Source organism: Streptomyces sp. NPDC031418 (assembly GCF_055581605.1).
This window is the reverse complement of the sequence record NZ_JBVIJC010000017.1, coordinates 122136-140644: the sequence shown is the minus strand read 5'-3', so window position 1 is coordinate 140644 and position 18509 is coordinate 122136. Positions and strand designations below refer to the sequence as shown.

21 protein-coding genes are annotated in these 18509 nt (G+C 73.3%); 14 read left to right on the top strand and 7 right to left on the bottom strand.

Annotated elements, in window-relative coordinates; genetic code table 11:
* The first annotated feature begins 1 nt into the window (after position 1).
* The 3 genes from priA to hisF are packed head-to-tail and all read left to right on the top strand — an operon-like array spanning position 2 to position 1880.
* Complete coding sequence (gene priA, locus ACZ5CZ_RS25255) at positions 2-727, top strand: bifunctional 1-(5-phosphoribosyl)-5-((5-phosphoribosylamino)methylideneamino)imidazole-4-carboxamide isomerase/phosphoribosylanthranilate isomerase PriA (protein ID WP_468946186.1); 726 nt, start codon at positions 2-4, stop codon at positions 725-727.
* Entirely contained in the window at positions 724-1128 is a 405-nt protein-coding gene (locus tag ACZ5CZ_RS25250) for a RidA family protein (protein WP_385843908.1), read from the top strand. The genes priA and ACZ5CZ_RS25250 overlap by 4 nt, the downstream gene beginning before the upstream one ends.
* The gene (hisF, locus tag ACZ5CZ_RS25245) at positions 1125-1880 is read left to right on the top strand and encodes an imidazole glycerol phosphate synthase subunit HisF (protein ID WP_385843907.1); all 756 of its coding nucleotides are present in this window, start codon (positions 1125-1127) and stop codon (positions 1878-1880) included. Before ACZ5CZ_RS25250 ends, hisF begins: the two co-directional genes overlap by 4 nt.
* A gap of 19 nt (positions 1881-1899) precedes the next feature.
* Here hisF and ACZ5CZ_RS25240 read toward each other — a convergent pair whose 3' ends face one another.
* Positions 1900-2535 (bottom strand): TIGR03085 family metal-binding protein, encoded by a 636-nt coding sequence (locus ACZ5CZ_RS25240; RefSeq protein ID WP_468946182.1) that lies wholly within the window; start codon positions 2533-2535, stop codon positions 1900-1902.
* An 82-nt stretch (positions 2536-2617) separates the two neighbouring features.
* Between ACZ5CZ_RS25240 and hisI the strand changes: the two genes are divergently transcribed.
* Both hisI and ACZ5CZ_RS25230 read left to right on the top strand, forming a co-directional pair.
* Positions 2618-3019, top strand: a complete 402-nt coding sequence (hisI, locus tag ACZ5CZ_RS25235; RefSeq protein ID WP_385843905.1) for a phosphoribosyl-AMP cyclohydrolase — start codon at positions 2618-2620, stop codon at positions 3017-3019.
* An 11-nt stretch (positions 3020-3030) separates the two neighbouring features.
* On the top strand, positions 3031-4509 hold the full coding sequence (locus tag ACZ5CZ_RS25230) for an anthranilate synthase component I (RefSeq protein WP_385843904.1): 1479 nt from the start codon (positions 3031-3033) through the stop codon (positions 4507-4509).
* A 6-nt stretch (positions 4510-4515) separates the two neighbouring features.
* On the opposite strand, the gene ACZ5CZ_RS25225 is transcribed toward ACZ5CZ_RS25230, so the two are convergent.
* Positions 4516-5724, bottom strand: coding sequence for a S53 family peptidase (locus tag ACZ5CZ_RS25225; protein WP_468946178.1), 1209 nt, complete (start codon positions 5722-5724; stop codon positions 4516-4518).
* A 264-nt stretch (positions 5725-5988) separates the two neighbouring features.
* Between ACZ5CZ_RS25225 and ACZ5CZ_RS25220 the strand changes: the two genes are divergently transcribed.
* The 9 genes from ACZ5CZ_RS25220 to lgt all read left to right on the top strand — a co-directional run bounded on the left by ACZ5CZ_RS25220 (position 5989) and on the right by lgt (position 12907).
* The gene (locus ACZ5CZ_RS25220) at positions 5989-6627 is read left to right on the top strand and encodes a TIGR02234 family membrane protein (RefSeq protein ID WP_385843902.1); all 639 of its coding nucleotides are present in this window, start codon (positions 5989-5991) and stop codon (positions 6625-6627) included.
* 119 nt (positions 6628-6746) lie between these two features.
* Positions 6747-7007 (top strand): HGxxPAAW family protein, encoded by a 261-nt coding sequence (locus ACZ5CZ_RS25215; protein ID WP_385843900.1) that lies wholly within the window; start codon positions 6747-6749, stop codon positions 7005-7007.
* Positions 7008-7221: 214 nt separating this feature from the next.
* Entirely contained in the window at positions 7222-7596 is a 375-nt protein-coding gene (locus ACZ5CZ_RS25210; protein ID WP_385844107.1) for a DUF2752 domain-containing protein, read from the top strand.
* Between the two features lie 134 nt (positions 7597-7730).
* On the top strand, positions 7731-8540 hold the full coding sequence (gene trpC, locus ACZ5CZ_RS25205; RefSeq protein ID WP_385843899.1) for an indole-3-glycerol phosphate synthase TrpC: 810 nt from the start codon (positions 7731-7733) through the stop codon (positions 8538-8540).
* A gap of 21 nt (positions 8541-8561) precedes the next feature.
* Positions 8562-8729 (top strand): tryptophan biosynthesis modulator TrpM, encoded by a 168-nt coding sequence (gene trpM / locus ACZ5CZ_RS25200; RefSeq protein WP_385843897.1) that lies wholly within the window; start codon positions 8562-8564, stop codon positions 8727-8729.
* Positions 8730-8864: 135 nt separating this feature from the next.
* A complete protein-coding gene (gene trpB, locus ACZ5CZ_RS25195; RefSeq protein ID WP_468946172.1) occupies positions 8865-10148 on the top strand; it encodes a tryptophan synthase subunit beta in 1284 nt (427 codons plus the stop codon).
* Entirely contained in the window at positions 10145-10963 is an 819-nt protein-coding gene (trpA, locus tag ACZ5CZ_RS25190; protein ID WP_385843895.1) for a tryptophan synthase subunit alpha, read from the top strand. The genes trpB and trpA overlap by 4 nt, the downstream gene beginning before the upstream one ends.
* 89 nt (positions 10964-11052) lie before the next feature.
* Positions 11053-11829 carry a DsbA family protein gene (locus tag ACZ5CZ_RS25185; RefSeq protein WP_468946168.1) on the top strand — a complete coding sequence of 259 codons (777 nt, stop codon included), beginning with the start codon at positions 11053-11055 and terminating at the stop codon, positions 11827-11829.
* A gap of 82 nt (positions 11830-11911) precedes the next feature.
* Positions 11912-12907 (top strand): prolipoprotein diacylglyceryl transferase, encoded by a 996-nt coding sequence (gene lgt, locus ACZ5CZ_RS25180; RefSeq protein WP_468946166.1) that lies wholly within the window; start codon positions 11912-11914, stop codon positions 12905-12907.
* A gap of 134 nt (positions 12908-13041) precedes the next feature.
* Here the strand turns inward: lgt and ACZ5CZ_RS25175 are convergent, their stop codons facing one another.
* Genes ACZ5CZ_RS25175 through ACZ5CZ_RS25155 form a run of 5 tightly spaced genes read right to left on the bottom strand, consistent with a single transcriptional unit; the run spans position 13042 to position 18509 of the window.
* The gene (locus ACZ5CZ_RS25175; protein ID WP_468946163.1) at positions 13042-13854 is read right to left on the bottom strand and encodes an HpcH/HpaI aldolase/citrate lyase family protein; all 813 of its coding nucleotides are present in this window, start codon (positions 13852-13854) and stop codon (positions 13042-13044) included.
* A complete protein-coding gene (locus tag ACZ5CZ_RS25170; RefSeq protein ID WP_385843890.1) occupies positions 13851-15050 on the bottom strand; it encodes a CaiB/BaiF CoA transferase family protein in 1200 nt (399 codons plus the stop codon). Before ACZ5CZ_RS25170 ends, ACZ5CZ_RS25175 begins: the two co-directional genes overlap by 4 nt.
* Positions 15047-15940 carry a ribokinase gene (rbsK, locus tag ACZ5CZ_RS25165; RefSeq protein ID WP_468946161.1) on the bottom strand — a complete coding sequence of 298 codons (894 nt, stop codon included), beginning with the start codon at positions 15938-15940 and terminating at the stop codon, positions 15047-15049. The genes ACZ5CZ_RS25170 and rbsK overlap by 4 nt, the downstream gene beginning before the upstream one ends.
* Positions 15937-17298 (bottom strand): ADP-ribosylglycohydrolase family protein, encoded by a 1362-nt coding sequence (locus ACZ5CZ_RS25160; protein ID WP_468946160.1) that lies wholly within the window; start codon positions 17296-17298, stop codon positions 15937-15939. The genes rbsK and ACZ5CZ_RS25160 overlap by 4 nt, the downstream gene beginning before the upstream one ends.
* A complete protein-coding gene (locus tag ACZ5CZ_RS25155) occupies positions 17286-18509 on the bottom strand; it encodes an ADP-ribosylglycohydrolase family protein (protein WP_468946157.1) in 1224 nt (407 codons plus the stop codon). The genes ACZ5CZ_RS25160 and ACZ5CZ_RS25155 overlap by 13 nt, the downstream gene beginning before the upstream one ends.

Below are 18509 nucleotides of genomic sequence, written 5' to 3'. Positions count from 1 at the left end.
CATGGCCAAGCTCGAACTCCTCCCCGCCGTCGACGTCCGCGACGGCCAGGCCGTGCGCCTCGTGCACGGCGAGTCGGGGACCGAGACCTCCTACGGCTCTCCGCTGGAGGCCGCCCTCGCCTGGCAGCGCTCCGGCGCCGAGTGGCTGCACCTGGTCGACCTGGACGCCGCGTTCGGCACCGGCGACAACCGGGAGCTGATCGGCGAGGTCACCCAGGCGATGGACATCAAGGTGGAGCTGTCCGGCGGCATCCGCGACGACGCCTCCCTGGCCGCCGCCCTGGCCACCGGCTGCACGCGCGTGAACCTCGGCACGGCGGCCCTGGAGAGCCCCGAGTGGGTCGCCAAGGTCATCGCCGAGCACGGCGACAAGATCGCCGTCGGCCTCGACGTGCGCGGCACCACCCTCCGCGGCCGTGGCTGGACCCGTGACGGCGGCGACCTCTACGAGACGCTGGAGCGCCTCAACCGGGAGGGCTGCGCCCGCTACGTGGTCACCGACATCGCCAAGGACGGCACTCTCCAGGGCCCCAACCTGGAGCTGCTGAAGAACGTGTGCGCGGCGACGGACCGCCCGGTCGTGGCGTCCGGCGGCGTGTCGTCCCTGGACGACCTGCGCGCCATCGCCGAGCTGGTACCCCTCGGTGTCGAGGGCGCCATCGTCGGCAAGGCCCTGTACGCGAAGGCGTTCACCCTGGAAGAAGCACTGGAGGCAGTGTCGTCATGACATCCGAAGCCGTGCGGCGCGTGCAGAGCGGAAGTCCCTGGGAAGAGAGTTTCGGTTGCGCACGGGCCGTCGCGGCGGGGGACCGTGTGCTGGTGGCCGGCACCTCGGCCTTCCGGGGCCGGGTGCTCTACGGCGAGGGCGATCCGTACGAGCAGGCCAAGGTGGCGTTCACCAGCGCGCTGGAGGCGATCGCCGAGTTCGGGCTGGGACCCGGCTCGGTGCTGCGGACCAGGATGTACCTGACCCATGCGCGGGACGTGGACGCCGTCGGCCGCGCGCACAAGGAGCTGTTCGACGGCGTCCGCCCGGCCGCGACCCTGCTGGTCGTGGAGGGCTTCGTCGATCCGCGCATCCTGGTCGAAGTGGAACTAGAGGCATACAGAGGAGCCGTGGATTCATGACCCTGGCGGTCCGAGTCATCCCCTGCCTGGACGTGGACAACGGCCGGGTGGTGAAGGGCGTCAACTTCCAGAACCTGCGCGACGCGGGCGACCCCGTCGAGATGGCCAAGGTGTACGACGCTGAGGGCGCCGACGAGCTGACCTTCCTGGACATCACCGCGTCCTCGGGCAACCGGGAGACGACGTACGACGTGGTGCGCCGCACCGCCGAGCAGGTGTTCATCCCGCTGACGGTCGGCGGCGGCGTCCGCACCGCCGAGGACGTGGACAAGCTGCTGCGGGCCGGCGCCGACAAGGTGGGCGTGAACACCGCCGCGATCGCCCGCCCCGAGCTGATCCGCGAGATCGCCGAGCGGTTCGGCCGCCAGGTGCTGGTCCTCTCGGTCGACGCCCGCCGCACCGGGTCGGGCTCCTTCGAGGTGACGACGCACGGCGGCCGCCGCGGCACCGGCATCGACGCCGTCGAGTGGGCGCACCGGGCGGCCGAGCTGGGCGCCGGCGAGATCCTGCTGAACTCGATGGACGCCGACGGCACCAAGGACGGCTACGACCTGGAGATGATCGCCGCCGTCCGCAAGCACGTCACCGTCCCGGTGATCGCCTCAGGCGGCGCGGGCAGGCTGGCGGACTTCCCGCCGGCCGTGGCGGCGGGCGCGGACGCGGTGCTGGCCGCGTCGGTGTTCCACTTCGGCGACCTGCGCATCGGCGAGGTCAAGCAGACCCTCCGGGAGGCCGGACACCCCGTCCGGTAGCGCCCCGGCGGGGTGCCGCTCAGATGCCCAGCTGCTTGGACTCGTGCAGCTGGGCGATCGCGGCCGCGTCGCCGTCCAGTTCCACCGTGGCCGCGCTCTGCCGGCCGAAGGCGAACATCAGCAGCTCGGCGGGCTCACCCGTGACGGTCACCACCGGCGTGCCCCGGTGCGCGACCGCCGTCTGCCCGTCCGGACGGCGCAGCACCAGACCGGTCGGCACCCCACGGCCCATCAGCCGCGCGGTGCGCTCCAGCCGGGCCCACAGGGCGTCCTGGAAGACCGGGTCCAGCTCGCGCGGGCTCCAGTCCGGCTGGGCGCGCCGGACGTCCTCGGTGTGGACGTAGAACTCGACGACGTTGGCCGCCTCGTCGAGCTGTTTGAGCGCGAAGGGCGAGAAGCGCGGCGGCCCGGTACGGATCAGCTGGATCAGCTCCTCGTACGGCTTGGCCGTGTACTCGGCCGTCACCTTGTCCAGGCGCGACGCGAGCGGCTTGATCACGGTGCCGCCGGCCGCGTCCGGCCGGCGTTCGCGCACCACCACGTGCGCGGCCAGATCCCGGGTGAGCCAGCCCTCGCAGAGGGTGGGCGCCTCGGGACCGACGGTTTCCAAGAGGTCGGCGAGCAGGAGCCGTTCACGCTTGGCGAAGGTCGACATGGTGTCAGCCTACGACCCCCGCCCGGTCCGCGCTGTGGACACTCGCCCGGGGCTGTCGGTCCCGCGCGGCACAATGGCACTCATGACCCGTACGACCGGCACCCCCCGGCCCAGCAGCCTCGATCCGGAGATCGCCGCGCGCCTCAAGCGCAGCGCCGACGGCCTCCTGCCCGCCATCGCCCAGCAGTACGACACCGGTGAGGTGCTCATGCTCGGCTGGATGGACGACGAGGCGCTGCACCGCACCCTGACCACGGGCCGCTGCACCTACTGGTCGCGCAGCCGCCAGGAGTACTGGGTCAAGGGCGACACCTCCGGTCATGTCCAGTGGGTGAAGTCCGTCGCGCTGGACTGCGACGCCGACACCGTGCTGGTCCGGGTCGACCAGGAGGGCGCCGCCTGCCACACCGGCGCGCGTACCTGCTTCGACGCGGACGTGCTCCTGAAGGACGCCGGTTCCGCCGTACCCACCGTTGATCAGTAAGGTCTGCGGCCATGGACCTAGAGACCTTCCGCAAGCTGGCCGCCGACCGGCGTGTCATCCCGGTCACGCGCAAGCTCCTCGCCGACGGCGACACCCCGGTGGCGCTCTACCGCAAGCTGGCGGCCGAGCGCCCCGGCACCTTCCTGCTGGAATCCGCGGAGAACGGCCGTTCCTGGTCCCGCTACTCCTTCGTGGGCGTCCGCAGCGCGGCCACCCTCACCGCGCGGGACGGCGCGGCCCACTGGATCGGCACCCCGCCCGTGGGCGTCCCGGCCGACGGCGACCCGCTCGCCGTGCTGCGGACCACCCTCCAGACGCTGCACACCCCGCACCAGGAGGGTCTGCCGCCGTTCACCGGCGGCATGGTCGGCTACCTCGGGTACGACATCGTGCGCCGCCTGGAGAAGATCGGCCCTGGCGAGCGCGACGACCTGCGGCTGCCCGAGCTGACCATGCTCCTGACCAGCGATCTCGCCGTGATGGACCACTGGGAGGGCTCGGTCCTGCTGATCGCCAACGCGATCAACCACAACGACCTCGACACCGGCGTGGACGAGGCCTACGCGGACGCCGTGGCCCGCCTCGACGCGATGGAGGCCGACCTCTCGCGCGCGGTGGCGCAGCCGCCGGCCGTGCTGCCGCCCTCCGAGCTGCCCGAGTACACCGCCCAGTGGGGCGGCCCCGACTTCCGGCGGGCCGTGGAGGACATCAAGGAGCGCATCCGCGCGGGCGAGGCCTTCCAGGTGGTGCCCTCGCAGCGGTTCGAGACGCCGTGCACGGCGAGCGCCCTGGACGTCTACCGGGTGCTGCGGGCCACCAACCCCTCGCCGTACATGTACCTCTTCCGGTTCGACGGCTTCGATGTCGTCGGCTCGTCCCCGGAGGCCCTGGTGAAGGTCGAGGACGGGCGGGCCATGGTCCATCCGATCGCCGGCACCCGGCACCGCGGGGCCACCCCGCAGGAGGACCAGGCGCTGGCCGAGGAGCTGCTCGCCGACCCCAAGGAGCGGGCCGAGCACCTGATGCTGGTGGACCTCGGGCGCAACGACCTCGGGCGGGTCTGCGAGCCCGGCTCGGTCGAGGTGGTCGACTTCATGTCCGTCGAGCGCTACTCGCACGTGATGCACATCGTCTCGACCGTCACCGGCCGGGTGGCCGGGGGCCGTACGGCCTTCGACGTGCTCACCGCCTGCTTCCCGGCGGGCACCCTCTCCGGCGCCCCCAAGCCGCGCGCGATGCAGATCATCGACGAGCTGGAGCCGTCCCGGCGCGGGCTGTACGGCGGCTGCGTCGGCTATCTGGACTTCGCCGGCGACTCCGACACGGCCATCGCCATCCGTACCGCCCTGCTGCGGGACGGCACGGCATACGTACAGGCCGGAGCCGGCATTGTCGCCGACTCCGACCCGGTGGCGGAGGACCAGGAGTGCCGCAACAAGGCGGCGGCGGTCCTCCGCGCGGTGCACACGGCCAACCGGCTTACCTCATAGGAGGGTTCAGCCGGTGAACGCGGCGGTGCCGTTCGGGGTGCCGAGCCCCGTCGGCCCGTCGTACCCGGTGGTGCCGGTGCACAGGTACGAGCCGCCGCAGCTGCCGTTGGAGCCGCTGGTGACGTCGTTCAGCGCCGAGGTGTGGGCGTAGGGGAACGACGCCGGGTAGGAGCCGCCGGACGGGGCGCCGGCCAGCGCGTAGGTCGCCGCGATCAGCGGCGAGGAGGCGCTGGTGCCGCCGAAGACCATCCAGCCGGTGGCCTGGCCGTAGGTGTCGTACACCGCGACACCGGTGTTCGGGTCGGCGACCGCCGAGACGTCCGCGACCGTGCGCTTGGCGCAGCCGGTGTCCTTCTGCCAGCTGGGCTTGGCGTCGTAGGAGGAGCAGCCGGAGCCCGCGCCGCTCCACACCGTGTCGGTCCAGCCGCGGGTGTTGGAGGCCGTCTTGAGGGACGTACCGCCCACCGCCGTCACGTACTGCGAGGCGGCCGGGTACTCGGTGCCGTAGCCGTTGTCACCGGAGGAGACGGTGATGGCGACGCCCGGGTGGTTGAAGTACGTGGAGTCGTACGTCGCGTCGCTGGAGGACTCGCCGCCGCCGTAGCTGTTGGAGACGAACTTCGCGCCGAGCTTGACCGCGGTGTTCACGCCGGTGCCCAGGTTGGTCATGCTGGCGGTGCTGGCCTCGACCAGCAGGATCTTGCAGTTCGGGCAGGCCGCGCTGACCATGTCCAGGTCGAGCGATATCTCCTCGGCCCAGCCGGAGTTGCCGCGCGGGTACTTGGTGCCGCCGGTCTGGTCCACCTTCTTGAAGCAGCCGTTGGCCGTGGTGCAGGCCGACAGGCCGTACTGGGCGCGGTAGGTGGCGAGGTCGGCCTCGGCGTTGGGGTCGTCGTAGGCGTCGACGATCGCCACCGTCTGGCCCGTGCCGCCGGTCGCGGAGGGCAGGTTGTACGCCGCCTGGAGCGAGGCGGGGCCGTAGCCGGAGGGGGTGGCGGCCGCGGTCAGCGCGCTCTCGGCGTGTGCCGACAGCGGGGTGCCCGAGGTGACCTGGAGGGCCTTGCAGGCCATCTCGTCCTTCTTCGTCGGCGCGGCGCAGGCGTGCGCCACGGTGACGCCGTGGGAGGAGGTGGCGGCCTGGCCGACCGGGGCGGCCAGGGCCAGGGCTGCCGTGGCGAGCGTGGCCACGGCGGTGAGGGATGCGGTTCTGCGCAACGTACGTCCTATCCACGAGGTGGGGTGAACCAGGGAAGGGCTGTGGGGGGTGCGCGGTGCCACCCCGGCGCGTGGTGTCGTGCCGGGGTGGCGCAGAACGTACGGATGTCGGGACCGCGTCAACAAGACGCCTGTTGAAGGCGGAACGTCCCTTTGCCGTTCCTGGGGCATTCATATGCCGTTCCTGAGCGTGCCATGACAGAAACCTGAGGGGTTCATGGGTTGACGGACCCGGGTGAGGGCTCTTCCGGGGTTCAGGCGATAGTGGAGTACGTGACTGCCGTACCTCACCCCCGTACCGAAGCCGCCGCGCCCGCCCGGTCCGGCCGCCGGAGCCTCGCCCTGGCCCTGCTGTGCGGTGCGCTCGGCGCGGCCGTGGCGCTGCTCGCCACCCGGCAGCGCTGGGCCGAGGGCACCGCGACGGTGGCCGGCGGCGCGTTCCCGCTGACCGCGAAGGGCAGCGACGTCACCGGCGTCCCCGCGGCCCTCGCCATAGTGGGCCTCGCCGCGCTCGTCGCCGTCTTCGCCGTCCGCCGGGCCGGCCGCGTGGTCGTCGCCGCGCTGCTCGCGCTCTCCGGCGCCGGGATCGCCGCCGCCGCCCTCGTCGCCGCCGGCGACGGCTCCGCGCTGGACGAGAAGGCCGCCCAGGCGAGCGGCGACACCACCGCCACCGTCGCCTCGCTCAGCCACACCGGCTGGCCCTACGTCGCGGCCGCCGGCGGCCTGCTGATCCTGCTCGCCGGCCTGCTCGCGCTGCGCTACGGCAGCCGGTGGCCCGCCATGTCCGGCCGCTACGAGCGCGGCACCGGCCGGCCCCGCCGCAACCCCCGCCCGGTGGACCCCGAGCGGCCCGAGGAGATCTGGAAGGCACTGGACCGGGGCGAGGACCCGACCGGCGCCTGAACCGGGGTACCCGCAGGGCGTGCGCGAGTGTGGCGAACCAGACGCCACCCCCGCGTCCGGCACGCGTGCGCGTACGGGACAATGGACGCCGACACGTACACAGCAACGAGGAGCAAGTCATGGCGGGTAGCAGCCACGGTCACGGTCACACCCCTGCCGCGTGGACCGGTGTCATCATTTCCTTCATCGGTTTCTGCGTCGCCGGCGCCTTCATGGTGATGGCCCAGCCCGTCGGCTTCTGGGCCGGCATGGCGCTGATCCTGGGTGGCGCGGTGGTCGGCGGCATCATGCGCGCCATGGGCCTCGGCTCGAACCCCAAGCCCCTGGTGGTGGCCGGCGCGCCCGCCGCGACCCGTGAGCCGGTCGCTGCCGAGAGCTGAGCCGACGGCTTTTCCACGAGCTTCCCCGAGGGGCGGCCCGGCACCCAGGCGGTGCCCGGCCGCCCCTCGCCGCTTCCCGGGTGCGGGGGGCGGCCGGGAACGGCAGAATGCGGGCGTGACCGCCGACAGCAGCACGGCCCCGCCCCGCCCGCCCGAAGGCCCCGAGGCGCTCCCGCAGGCACCGGCGCCCGACTCCGTATGGCGCCGGCTCGCCGTGCCGGCCGGCCTGTTCGCCGCGGTCGCCGGAGCCTTCGCGTACGTCGGCGCCGTCGACCCGAACGAGCCCGGCCACTACCCCGTCTGCCCGCTCTACGCGCTCACCGGCCTGTACTGCCCCGGCTGCGGCGGACTGCGCAGCGCGCACGCCGTCGTCCACGGCGACCTGGCCGCCGCGCTGCACGACAACGCCGTCGCCGTGGCCGCCTACCCGGCCTTCGCGCTGCTGTGGGCCGTCTGGGTGGTGCGCGCGGTGCGCGGCCGGCCCTTCCGGCCGGGGCTGCGGCCGGCGCAGATGTGGGCGCTCTGCGCGCTGCTGCTGGTCTTCACCGTGGTCCGCAACCTCCCCCTCGGCAGCGGACTGCATCCCTGACCGATGGGGGAACGTCCAGGTAGTGGGACCGCCGTCCGCCGGATGCGAGGCCTCGGCGTTCCTCCGGATACCATCGCAGTGACCACGGGTATTCAAAACCTGAAGGAACCACCGTCTGGAAGGGGGCCGCTCGCGTGAGTGTGCTCGACGAGATCATCGACGGAGTCCGTGCCGACCTCGCGGAGCGGCAGGCACGCGTCAGCCTCGACGAGCTCAAGGAGCGTGCGGCCAAGGCCCGGCCCGCCAAGGACGGGGTGGCCGCGCTCAAGGGCGACGGCGTCAAGGTCATCTGCGAGGTCAAGCGGTCCAGCCCCTCCAAGGGAGCGCTGGCCGCGATCGCCGACCCGGCCGGGCTCGCCGCGGACTACGAGGCGGGCGGTGCGGCCGTCATCTCCGTCCTCACCGAACAGCGCCGCTTCGGCGGCTCGCTGGCCGACCTGGAGGCCGTCCGCGCGCGCGTGGACATCCCGGTGCTGCGCAAGGACTTCATCGTCACGTCGTACCAGCTGTGGGAGGCCCGGGCGTACGGCGCCGACCTCGCGCTGCTGATCGTCGCCGCCCTGGAGCAGTCGGCCCTGGAGTCGCTGATCGAGCGGGCCGTCTCCATCGGCCTCACCCCGCTGGTCGAGGTGCACGACGAGGACGAGGTCGAGCGGGCCGTCGCCGCCGGCGCCAAGGTGATCGGTGTCAACGCGCGCAACCTGAAGACGCTGGAGGTCGACCGGGGCACGTTCGAGCGGGTCGCGCCGGAGATCCCGGACGGCATCGTGAAGGTCGCCGAGTCCGGCGTCCGCGGCCCGCACGACCTGATCGCCTACGCCAACGCGGGCGCCGACGCGGTGCTGGTCGGCGAGTCGCTGGTGACCGGCCGCGACCCGAAGGCCGCCGTCGCCGACCTGGTCGCCGCGGGCGAGCACCCCGCACTGCGGCACGGCCGGAGCTGATCTCCCGCTAGGCTGATCCCGATGACTCTCATCATGACGACCGTGGACCGGTACGCCCGCCTGGCGCGCGGCTGCCGCCCGAGGGGCTGCCGCGCCCCGGCGAGGCGTGTCCACGGCCGCCGCGTGCGGTACGTCATCGGCGATGAGCCGGGGCAAGTCAACGGCATGCGATGGCAGCAGCCAACCTGAGGGGCGCGGGGCTCTGTTCGATGTGCGGCCACCGCCGCGCGGGCGCGACCGGCCTCAGCCGGTCCGCAGTCGACTGACCACCCCGTCGCCCCACGGCGAACAGTGTTTTCCCACGCACTCACCGTGAGGTTCGGCATGCCCAACAACTTCTTCTTCCCCGACCCGGAGGGTCAGGTGCCCAGCGCCGAGGGCTACTTCGGCGCATTCGGCGGCAAGTTCATCCCGGAGGCCCTCGTCGCCGCCGTGGACGAGGTCGCCGTCGAGTACGAGAAGGCCAAGCACGACCCCGAGTTCGCCCGCGAGCTCGACGAGCTGCTCGTCCACTACACCGGCCGGCCCAGCGCGCTGACCGAGGTGCCCCGGTTCGCCGAGCAGGCCGGCGGTGCCCGGATCTTCCTCAAGCGGGAAGACCTCAACCACACCGGCTCCCACAAGATCAACAACGTTCTCGGCCAGGCCCTGCTCACCAGGCGGATGGGCAAGACCCGGGTCATCGCCGAGACCGGTGCCGGGCAGCACGGCGTCGCCACCGCCACCGCCTGCGCCCTGTTCGGCCTCGACTGCACCATCTACATGGGCGAGATCGACACCCAGCGCCAGGCCCTGAACGTGGCCCGCATGCGCATGCTCGGCGCCGAGGTCGTCGCCGTGAAGTCCGGCAGCCGCACCCTCAAGGACGCCATCAACGAGGCGTTCCGCGACTGGGTCGCCAATGTGGACCACACCCACTACCTGTTCGGGACCGTCGCCGGACCGCACCCCTTCCCGGCGATGGTGCGGGACTTCCACCGGGTCATCGGCGTCGAGGCGCGGCGGCAGCTGCTGGAGCGCGCCGGGCGGCTGCCCGACGCCGCCATCGCCTGCGTCGGCGGCGGCTCCAACGCCATCGGCCTCTTCCACGCCTTCATCCCCGACGAGGGCGTCCGCCTCATCGGCTGCGAGCCCGCGGGACACGGCATCGAGACCGGCGAGCACGCGGCCACCCTCACCGCCGGCGAGCCCGGCATCCTGCACGGCTCCCGGTCGTACGTGCTCCAGGACGACGAGGGCCAGATCACCGAGCCCTACTCGATCTCGGCGGGCCTGGACTACCCGGGCATCGGGCCCGAGCACTCCTATCTGAAGGACTCCGGCCGCGGCGAGTACCGCGCGGTCACCGACGACGCCGCCATGCAGGCGCTGCGCCTGCTGTCGCGGACCGAGGGCATCATCCCGGCCATCGAGAGCGCCCACGCCCTCGCCGGCGCCCTGGAGGTCGGCCGGGAACTGGGCACGGACGGCCTGATCGTCGTCAACCTCTCCGGCCGCGGCGACAAGGACATGGACACCGCAGCCCGCTACTTCGGCCTGTACGACACCGACGCCGAGGTGGCCGCCGACGCAGCCGACACCGCCGAGATCGAGGGGGACGCCAAGTGAGCGGGAACATCCAGTTGCTGACCGACACCCTCGCGGGCGCGAAGGCGGAGGGGCGGTCCGCCCTCATCGCCTACCTGCCGGCCGGGTTCCCCACCGTGGACGGCGGCATCGAGGCGATCAAGGCCGTCTTCGACGGCGGCGCCGATGTGGTGGAGGTCGGGCTGCCGCACAGCGACCCCGTCCTCGACGGCCCGGTCATCCAGACCGCCGACGACATCGCCCTGCGCGGCGGCGTCCGCATCGCCGACGTGATGCGCACGGTCCGGGAGGCCCATCGGGCCACCGGGAAGCCGGTGCTCGTCATGACGTACTGGAACCCCATCGACCGCTACGGCGTCGAGCGCTTCACCGCCGAGCTGGCCGAGGCGGGCGGCGCGGGCTGCATCCTGCCCGACCTGCCGGTCCAGGAGTCGGCGCTGTGGCGGGAGCACGCCGAGAAGCACGGCCTCGCGACCGTCTTCGTGGTGGCGCCGAGCAGCAAGGACGAGCGGCTCGCCGAGATCACCGCGGCGGGCAGCGGCTTCGTCTACGCGGCCTCCCTGATGGGTGTCACCGGCACCCGGGAATCCGTCGGCGCGCAGGCCCAGACCCTGGTCGAGCGCACCCGGGCGACCGGCACCGGCCTGCCCGTCTGCGTCGGCCTCGGCGTCTCCACCCGGGCCCAGGCCGCGCAGGTCGCCGGCTTCGCCGACGGAGTGATCGTCGGCTCCGCGTTCGTACAGCGGATGCTGGACGCCCCGGACCAGGCCGCGGGCCTGGAGGCGGTGCGGGAGCTGGCCGGCGAGCTGGCGAAGGGCGTGCGCGGACAGGCGTAACCCTTCCCTACCAGGACAACCTGGTCACTCGAACGGGTGGACCTCGGGCCGGGGAGGCGCGCTGCGCCTCCCCGGTTCGTTCTGGGGGTGTGAGCGAGAAGAACCGTGACGGAAAGCGCACCGCCCGGGAGCGGATGGCGGTCGAGCGTGAGAAGCAGAGGACCGCGGAGAAGCGACGGCGCGCGCTGATCGTGGGCGCGAGCGTCGTCTGCGTCCTCGGCCTCGCGGCGGTGATCGGCGTGATCGCCGCGAACTCCGGCAAGGACAAGAGCAGCAAGAGCGAGGGCCCGGCCGTGGCGCCCTCGGGCGCGCAGGGCAAGGACAGCCTCGCGATCCCGGTCGGCAAGGACAGCGCGAAGTCGACGCTCACCGTCTGGGAGGACTTCCGCTGCCCGGCCTGCCAGGCCTTCGAGACGGTGTACCGGCCGACCCTCCATGAACTCGTCGACGCGGGCAAGCTCAGAATCGAGTACCACCTGGTCCGCCTGATCGACGGCAACCTCGGCGGCACCGGCTCGCTGCGCGCGGCCAACGCCGCCGCCTGCGCCCAGGACGCCGGGAAGTTCCGCGACTACCACGACGTGCTGTACGCGAACCAGCCCAAGGAGACCGACGACGCCTACGGCAACGACGCCAGGCTGATCGACCTCGCCGGCAAGGTGAAGGGCCTGGACACGCCCGCCTTCCAGAAGTGCGTCGAGGACGGCACCCACAACAGCTGGGTGAACAAGTCCCACAAGGCCTTCGCGGCCGGCGGCTTCACCGGCACGCCCACCGTCCTGTTCGGCGGGAAGAACCTCGCCCAGGACCAGACGATGACCCCGGCCAAGCTCAAGCAGATGGTGGAGGCGGCCAACCAGGGGTAGGCGTTTTTCGCGGGCCCGTTATGGACCCGTAGCCGGGCTGCTTGCCGTCCCCACCACCCGGCACGGTAGCGTCGGACCTGCCATGGAACTTGCCTACATTCCCAGCCCGTCGCGCGGGGTGCTGTATCTCGGCCCCATCCCGCTGCGCGGCTACGCCTTCTGCATCATCATCGGCGTCTTCGTCGCCGTCTGGCTCGGCAACAAGCGCTGGGTCGCTCGCGGCGGGCAGGCCGGTACGGTCGCCGACATCGCGGTGTGGGCCGTCCCCTTCGGCCTGGTCGGCGGCCGGCTCTACCACGTGATCACGGACTACGAGCTGTACTTCAGCCCGGGCCGTGACTGGGTGGACGCCTTCAAGGTGTGGCAGGGCGGTCTGGGCATCTGGGGGGCGATCGCGCTCGGCGCGCTCGGCGCCTGGATCGGCGCGCGGCGCCGGGGCGTCCCGCTGCCGGCGTACGCCGACGCCATCGCGCCCGGCATCGCGATCGCGCAGGCCATCGGCCGCTGGGGCAACTGGTTCAACCAGGAGCTGTACGGCCGGGAGACCCATGTTCCCTGGGCCCTGCACATCACCTCCTCCGAGGGCGGCCGGGTGCCGGGCTACTACCACCCGACCTTCCTCTACGAGTCGCTGTGGTGCATCGGTGTCGCCCTCGTCGTGATCTGGGCCGACCGCCGCTTCAAGCTGGGCCACGGCCGGGCCTTCGCCCTGTACGTCGCCCTGTACTGCGTGGGCCGCGCCTGGATCGAGCACATGCGGGTCGACTACGCCCACATCATCCTGGGCGTCCGGCTCAACGACTGGACCGCGTTGATCGCGTTCCTGCTGGCGGTCACGTACATCGTCGTGTCGGCGAAGCTGCGGCCGGGGCGCGAGGCGGTCGTGGAGCCGGCCGCCGCCGGGCTTGCGGCGCAGAGCGTCCCGGCTGGTTCCGCCGAGAGTGCCTCCGAGGCTCCGGAAGCCGCCACCGGGGCGGAGCAGGAGGCCGAGGCCGAGCCCGTGGCCGGGGAGACCGAGCCTGCGGCCGAGGCCGAGGAGACGAAGGACGAGGCGGAGTCGGCGGGCAAGAAGAGCTGACCGCTGCCGGTACGACACCGAGGGCGCCCGGAACTTTCCGGGCGCCCTCGGTGCGTCGGGCGCGTAGGGCCTCTCTTTCGGGTCAGGTCGGCTGCGACGCCGGCAAGACCCGAAGAGAGGCCTAGCTAGGCCGGTCAGAGCCGGTGGGTGAGGGACAGGGTCCGCCGGGCCGTCGCCACCACCGCCGCGTCGATGAAGCGGCCGTCCGGCAGGGCCTGGGCGCCCTCCTCCAGGGCGGCTGCCTTGAGGATCGTCTCGGCGTGTTCGAGTTCCGCGGGGGTGGGCAGGTAGGCCCGCTCGATCACCGGCAGCTGGCGCGGGTGGATCGCGGCGCGGCCCAGGAAGCCGAGGGCGCGTCCGTGGGCGCAGGACGCGGCGAGGCCGTCCAGGTCCCGGATGTCGGGGTGGACGCACTGCGTGGGCGGGGCGAGGCCCGCAGCGCGGGCGGCGACGATCACCCGGGAGCGCGGCCAGTCCAGGCCCGCGTCGGCCCGTATCCCGAGGTCGGCCCGGAGGTCCGCCTCGCCGAGGGCGATGCCGCGCAGGGCCGGGTGGGCGGTGGCGATGGCGAAGGCGTGCTCGATGCCGAGGGCCGTCTCCAGCAAGGCGTACAGGGGGACGGGGGTGACCGAGGCGGCCCGTCTGATCTCGTGCGCGGTCGTCACCTTGGGCAGCCGCAGCCCGGCCAGCCCGGGCAGGGCGGCCACGGCGGCGAGGTCGGCGGCCGCCCAGGGGGTGTCCAGGGCGTTGACGCGGACGTGCACCGGAACCGGCTGGGGGGTGCGCAAGCGCTCGGCGGTGGCCGCGCGGGCGTACTCCTTGCGGTCGGGGGCGACCGCGTCCTCCAGGTCGATCACCACCACGTCGGCGCCCGCCGCCAGCGCCTTGGTCACCACCTGCGGGCGGTCGCCGGGGGCGTAGAGCCAGGTGAGCGGGAACCGGGTCACAGCGCCCCCTCCGCGCGCAGGGCCGCGATGTCCTCCGGGGCGAGGCCCAGCTCGGTGAGGACGGCGTCCGTGTCGGCGCCGTGCGGCCGGCCGGCCCAGCGGATCGCGCCGGGGGTCGCGGAGAGCCGGAAGAGGAGGTTCTGGAGGCGCAGCGGGCCCAGCTCGGGGTCGTCGACCGTGGTGATCGTGTGCAGGGCCTGGTACTGGGGGTCGGCCAGGATGTCCCGGACGTCCTGGACCGGGGCGGCCGCGGCCTCGGCCTTCTCGAAGGCCGCGAGCACCTCGGCGCGGGAGCGGGCGCCGATCCAGGAGCCGACCGCCTCGTCCAGGACGTCGGCGTGCGCGGCCCGGCCGGCGCCGGTGGCGAACCAGGGTTCGGCGATCAGATCGGGGCGGCCCACCAGGTGCATCACCCGCTCGGCGACCGACTGGGCGGAGGCGGAGACCGCGACCCAGGTGCCGTCGGCGGTGCGGTAGGTGTTGCGGGGGGCGTTGTTGGCGGAGCGGTTCCCGGTGCGTTCCTGGACGTATCCGAGCTGGTCGTACCAGGTGGGGTGCGGGCCGAGGGCGGCGAGGATCGGCTCGACGAGCGCCAGGTCGACCACCTGTCCGGCGCCACTGCGCTCCCGGGCGGCCAGCGCGGTCAGCACGGCGAAGGCGCAGGTCACGCCCGCGATGGAGTCGGCGAGGCCGAAGGGCGGCAGGGTCGGGGGCGCGTCCGGTTCCCCGGTGAGCGCGGCGAAGCCGCTCACCGCCTCGGCGAGCGTGCCGAAGCCGGGCCGGTGGGCGTAGGGGCCGAACTGGCCGAACGCGGTGACCCGGGCGAGCACCAGCCGGGGGTTGGCGGCCGACAGCTCCGGCCAGCCCAGATCCCACTTCTCCAGGGTGCCGGGGCGGAAGTTCTCGACCAGCACATCGGCGTCCGCGGCGAGCCGGAGCAGGGTGGAGCGGCCGCCCGGCGTGGACAGGTCCAGGGTGATGGTCCGCTTGTTGCGGCCGAGCACCTTCCACCACAGGCCGATGCCGTCCTTGGCCGGGCCGTGCCCGCGGCACGGATCGGGGGTGCGGGGATGCTCGACCTTGATCACCTCGGCGCCGAAGTCGCCGAGCAGCGTGGCGGCCAGCGGACCGGCGAACAGGGTCGCGAGGTCCAGCACCCGCAGACCGGCCAGCGGCGGGGTGGGCGTCGTACTCATGCGGTGAACTGCGCGTCGATCTCCGGGCGGTACGGCATCGACACCGACGCGCCCTCCCGCTGCACCGAGATCGCCGCCGCGGCCGCCGCCCAGGACAGCGCCTCGCGCACCGGTTTCTCCTCGGCGAGGGCCACCGCGAGCGCACCCACGAAGGTGTCGCCCGCGCCGGTGGAGTCGACCGCGCTCACCCGGGGCGCGGGGACCATCAGCGGCTCGGTGCCCCGGGCCAGGTAGAGGCAGCCCGTCGCGCCCAGCGTGACCACCACCTGCGGCACCTGCTCCAGCAGCGCGGCCGCCGCCTCGCGCGGGTCGGTGCGGCCGGTGAGGGTGACCGCCTCGTACTCGTTGGGCACCAACAGGTCGGTCGCGGCGAGGAGTTCGGGCGGCAGCGGCTGGGCCGGGGAGGGGGTGAGGACCGTACGGACGCCGTGCCGGTGGGCGGCCTGGGCGCCCGCGACGACCGCCGCCAGGGGGATCTCCAGCTGGAGCAGCAGGGCGTCGGCGGAGGCGATCACGCCCTCGTCGCCGGGGGAGAGGTGGTCGACGGTGCCGTTCGCGCCCGGGATGACGACGATGGAGTTGCCGCCCTCGTCGTCCACCACGATGTGCGCGGTGCCGGAGGCGCCCTCGACGGTGCGCAGGGAGTCGGTGTCCACCCCGGAGTGTTCGAGGGTGTCGCGCAGCCGCACACCGAAGGCGTCGTTGCCGACCGCGCCGATCATCGAGACGGTGGCCCCGGCGCGGGCCGCGGCGATCGCCTGGTTGGCGCCCTTGCCGCCGGGGATCGTGCGGAACTCCCGGCCGGTCACGGTCTCCCCGCGCTGCGGGGCCTTCGTGACATAGGTGACGAGGTCCATGTTGGTGCTGCCGAGGACGGCGATGTGGGTCATGGGCGGACCGCCTCCAGGTGGGTGAGGTGGGCGAGGGTGTCGAAACCGGTGCCGTCGAAGTCGGCGACGGTGGTGGCGAGCCGGTTCTTCAGCGGGGCCCGCCAGTGTTCGGGGAGGGCGGCGGGGCGGCCGGCGAGCAGTCCCGCGACGGAACCGGCCGTGGCGCCGGCCGAGTCGGTGTCCCAGCCGCCCGCCACCGCCCGGCCGATGGACCCGGTGAAGTCGCCGTCCGCGTGGGCGAGGGCGGCGGCGATCAGCGCGGTGTTGGGGATCGCGTGCACCCAGTGGTGGTCCGGGCCGTACACGGCGTGGAGTTCGTCCACCACGTCGTCGAAGTCGGTGGTGTCCCGGGCGAGTCGGAGGGCGTGGTCGATCGCCCGCGCCAGCCGGGAGCGCGGCGGCACCACCGAGCGGCCGGTGCGCAGACAGGCGTGCACGTCATGGCGGCCGGTGGCGGCGGTGGCGATCACGGCGGCCGTGAACATGGCCGCGTAGACGCCGTTGGCGGTGTGGGACAGGACCGCGTCGCGGTAGGCCTGTTCCGCGGCGGCGGCCGGGTCGCCCGGGTGGGTCCAGCCGTGCATGTCGGCGCGGATCAGGGCGCCGATCCACTCGCGGAACGGGTTGCGGTGGCGGGCCGTGTGCGGGGGTTCGATGCCGCTGAGGAGGTTGCGGTGGGTGACGCGTTCGGCGGTGAAGGTACGGCCCGGGGGCAGCTCGTCCAGCCAGAGGCGGGCCACGTCCGCGGTGGTGAAGGTCTTCCCGTGGCGCTGGAGGAGCAGCAGGTTGAGGAGCGGGTAGTCGAGGTCGTCGTCCTCGGGCATGCCGTCGATGTTCTCGGCGAGACTGGTGGCGGCCGAGCGGCGGTTCCAGGGGTGGCGGCCGAGCAGCTCCGCGGGGACGCCCACCGCGGTGAAGTAGCCGGTCAGGGGCCGGTTTCCGGCTGCCTCGGAGAGGGCGCGGAGGGCGTCCAGGGGGAGCTTCTCGACCGGTTTGCCGAGCAGGCAGCCGATGGCCCGGCCCAGCCAGGCGGCTTCCAGGGCGGCGGGGGTGAGGTCCGCGGCGAGCCGTTCGGCGGGCCAGTTGGGGCAGCGGGACCTGATCGCCGTCAGGTCCGTCGGTTCGTCGTCGGCGAGCGTGCCGGGCAGATCGGCGAGTTCGTCCAGCAGGTCCTCGGCCAGCAGCCGCAGATAGCGGGAGGCGCGAGGCGTGGAGGCGCCCGCCCGCTCCGGGGCGTCCGTGCCGCCCGCCGCCCGCCAGCGCGCCTCGATCGCCGAGGGCTCCCGCCCGTCCAGCCGGGCCTGGCGGAGTTCATGGCCGAGCAGGTCCTCCGGCTGGACCCAGGTCAGTCGGAGCACCGGTCGCCTCCCAGCGCGCCGAACGCCTCCTCGTGGGCGCGCCGCCGGCGCACGTCCTTGCGGAAGACCTCCCGGGCGACCTCGGCGAGGGTGCGGGCCGGCGCCCACAGGTCCAGCCGGCTGGCCTCCGCCACCGTCTTCGCCCACTCCTCGGGCACGGGCGAGCCGAGCGCGCCCGCGAGGGCACCGGCCATGGTGGCGATCGAGTCGCAGTCACGCCCGTAGTTGACCGACCCCAGGACCGCGTGCCGGTAGTCGCCGCCGGAGACCAGCAGCATGCCCAGCGCGATGGGGAGTTCCTCGATGGAGTGCAGCCGGGAGGGGCGGCGGGCGGCCAGGGAGGGGGCGCGGTAGTCCGGGCCGACCGTGTCGTACGGCGCGACCGCCGCGCGCAGCGGCCGCAGCGCCGACTCGAAGTCGCTGTGCTTGCAGGCCACTTCGCAGACCTTCTCGATGGCCGTGCGGGTGCCGTCCTTGGCCAGCAGGAGGCAGGCGGCCACGACCGAGTCGGGGCTCGCACCCGGTGCGGTCGCGGCCGCCATCGCCGCCGCGAAGACACCGGCCGCCTCACGGCCGTACGACGACTGGTGCGCACCGGCGATGTCCAGCGCCTCGGCGTAGGCGGTGGCCGGGGCGGCCGCGTTGACCAGTCCGACGGGGGCCATGTACATCGCGGCGCCGCAGTTGACGATGTTGCCGACGCCCGCTTCCCGGGGGTCGGCGTGGCCGTAGGCGATCCTGGTCACCAGCCACTTCTCGGCGAGGAAGAGGCGGTGCAGGGGCAGGGCCTCGGCCTCCAGCTCCGGGATCCAGCGCGGGGTGGTCATCAGGTCCGGGACCAGGTGGTCGGCGACCGCGTAGGCGTCGAGGTGGTCGCGGACGCGGTCGTAGACCCGGATCAGCGCATGGGTCATCAGGGTGTCGTCGGTGACATGGCCGTCGCCCTTGTGGAAGGGGGCGAGGGGGCGGGCGGTGCGCCAGGCGTCGCCGTGCCAGGGGCCGACGATGCCGTGCACGCGGCCGCCGTGGCGTTCGGCGATCTGCTCCGGTGACCAGCCCTCGACCGGCCCGCCCAGGGCGTCGCCCACGGCGGCCCCGACGAGGGCGGCGGTGACGCGCTCCTCCAGGGCGGAGGGCTCGTGGTGTGCGCCCCTTTCACCTCCTGCCGGGTCCTCGCATGCTCCGAGTTCTTCGCACTCTTTGGGCCTCAT

What these genes read in the sequence shown, in the direction of transcription:
- ACZ5CZ_RS25155 (WP_468946157.1), bottom strand. Translation starts at nt 18,509, where the DNA reads ATGAGGCCCAAAGAGTGCGAAGAACTCGGAGCATGCGAGGACCCGGCA.
- ACZ5CZ_RS25170 (WP_385843890.1), bottom strand. Translation starts at nt 15,050, where the DNA reads ATGAGTACGACGCCCACCCCGCCGCTGGCCGGTCTGCGGGTGCTGGAC.
- lgt (WP_468946166.1), top strand. Translation starts at nt 11,912, where the DNA reads ATGGAACTTGCCTACATTCCCAGCCCGTCGCGCGGGGTGCTGTATCTC.
- hisF (WP_385843907.1), top strand. Translation starts at nt 1,125, where the DNA reads ATGACCCTGGCGGTCCGAGTCATCCCCTGCCTGGACGTGGACAACGGC.
- ACZ5CZ_RS25250 (WP_385843908.1), top strand. Translation starts at nt 724, where the DNA reads ATGACATCCGAAGCCGTGCGGCGCGTGCAGAGCGGAAGTCCCTGGGAA.
- ACZ5CZ_RS25215 (WP_385843900.1), top strand. Translation starts at nt 6,747, where the DNA reads ATGGCGGGTAGCAGCCACGGTCACGGTCACACCCCTGCCGCGTGGACC.
- ACZ5CZ_RS25240 (WP_468946182.1), bottom strand. Translation starts at nt 2,535, where the DNA reads ATGTCGACCTTCGCCAAGCGTGAACGGCTCCTGCTCGCCGACCTCTTG.
- hisI (WP_385843905.1), top strand. Translation starts at nt 2,618, where the DNA reads ATGACCCGTACGACCGGCACCCCCCGGCCCAGCAGCCTCGATCCGGAG.
- priA (WP_468946186.1), top strand. Translation starts at nt 2, where the DNA reads ATGGCCAAGCTCGAACTCCTCCCCGCCGTCGACGTCCGCGACGGCCAG.
- trpB (WP_468946172.1), top strand. Translation starts at nt 8,865, where the DNA reads ATGCCCAACAACTTCTTCTTCCCCGACCCGGAGGGTCAGGTGCCCAGC.
- trpM (WP_385843897.1), top strand. Translation starts at nt 8,562, where the DNA reads ATGACTCTCATCATGACGACCGTGGACCGGTACGCCCGCCTGGCGCGC.
- ACZ5CZ_RS25230 (WP_385843904.1), top strand. Translation starts at nt 3,031, where the DNA reads ATGGACCTAGAGACCTTCCGCAAGCTGGCCGCCGACCGGCGTGTCATC.
- rbsK (WP_468946161.1), bottom strand. Translation starts at nt 15,940, where the DNA reads ATGACCCACATCGCCGTCCTCGGCAGCACCAACATGGACCTCGTCACC.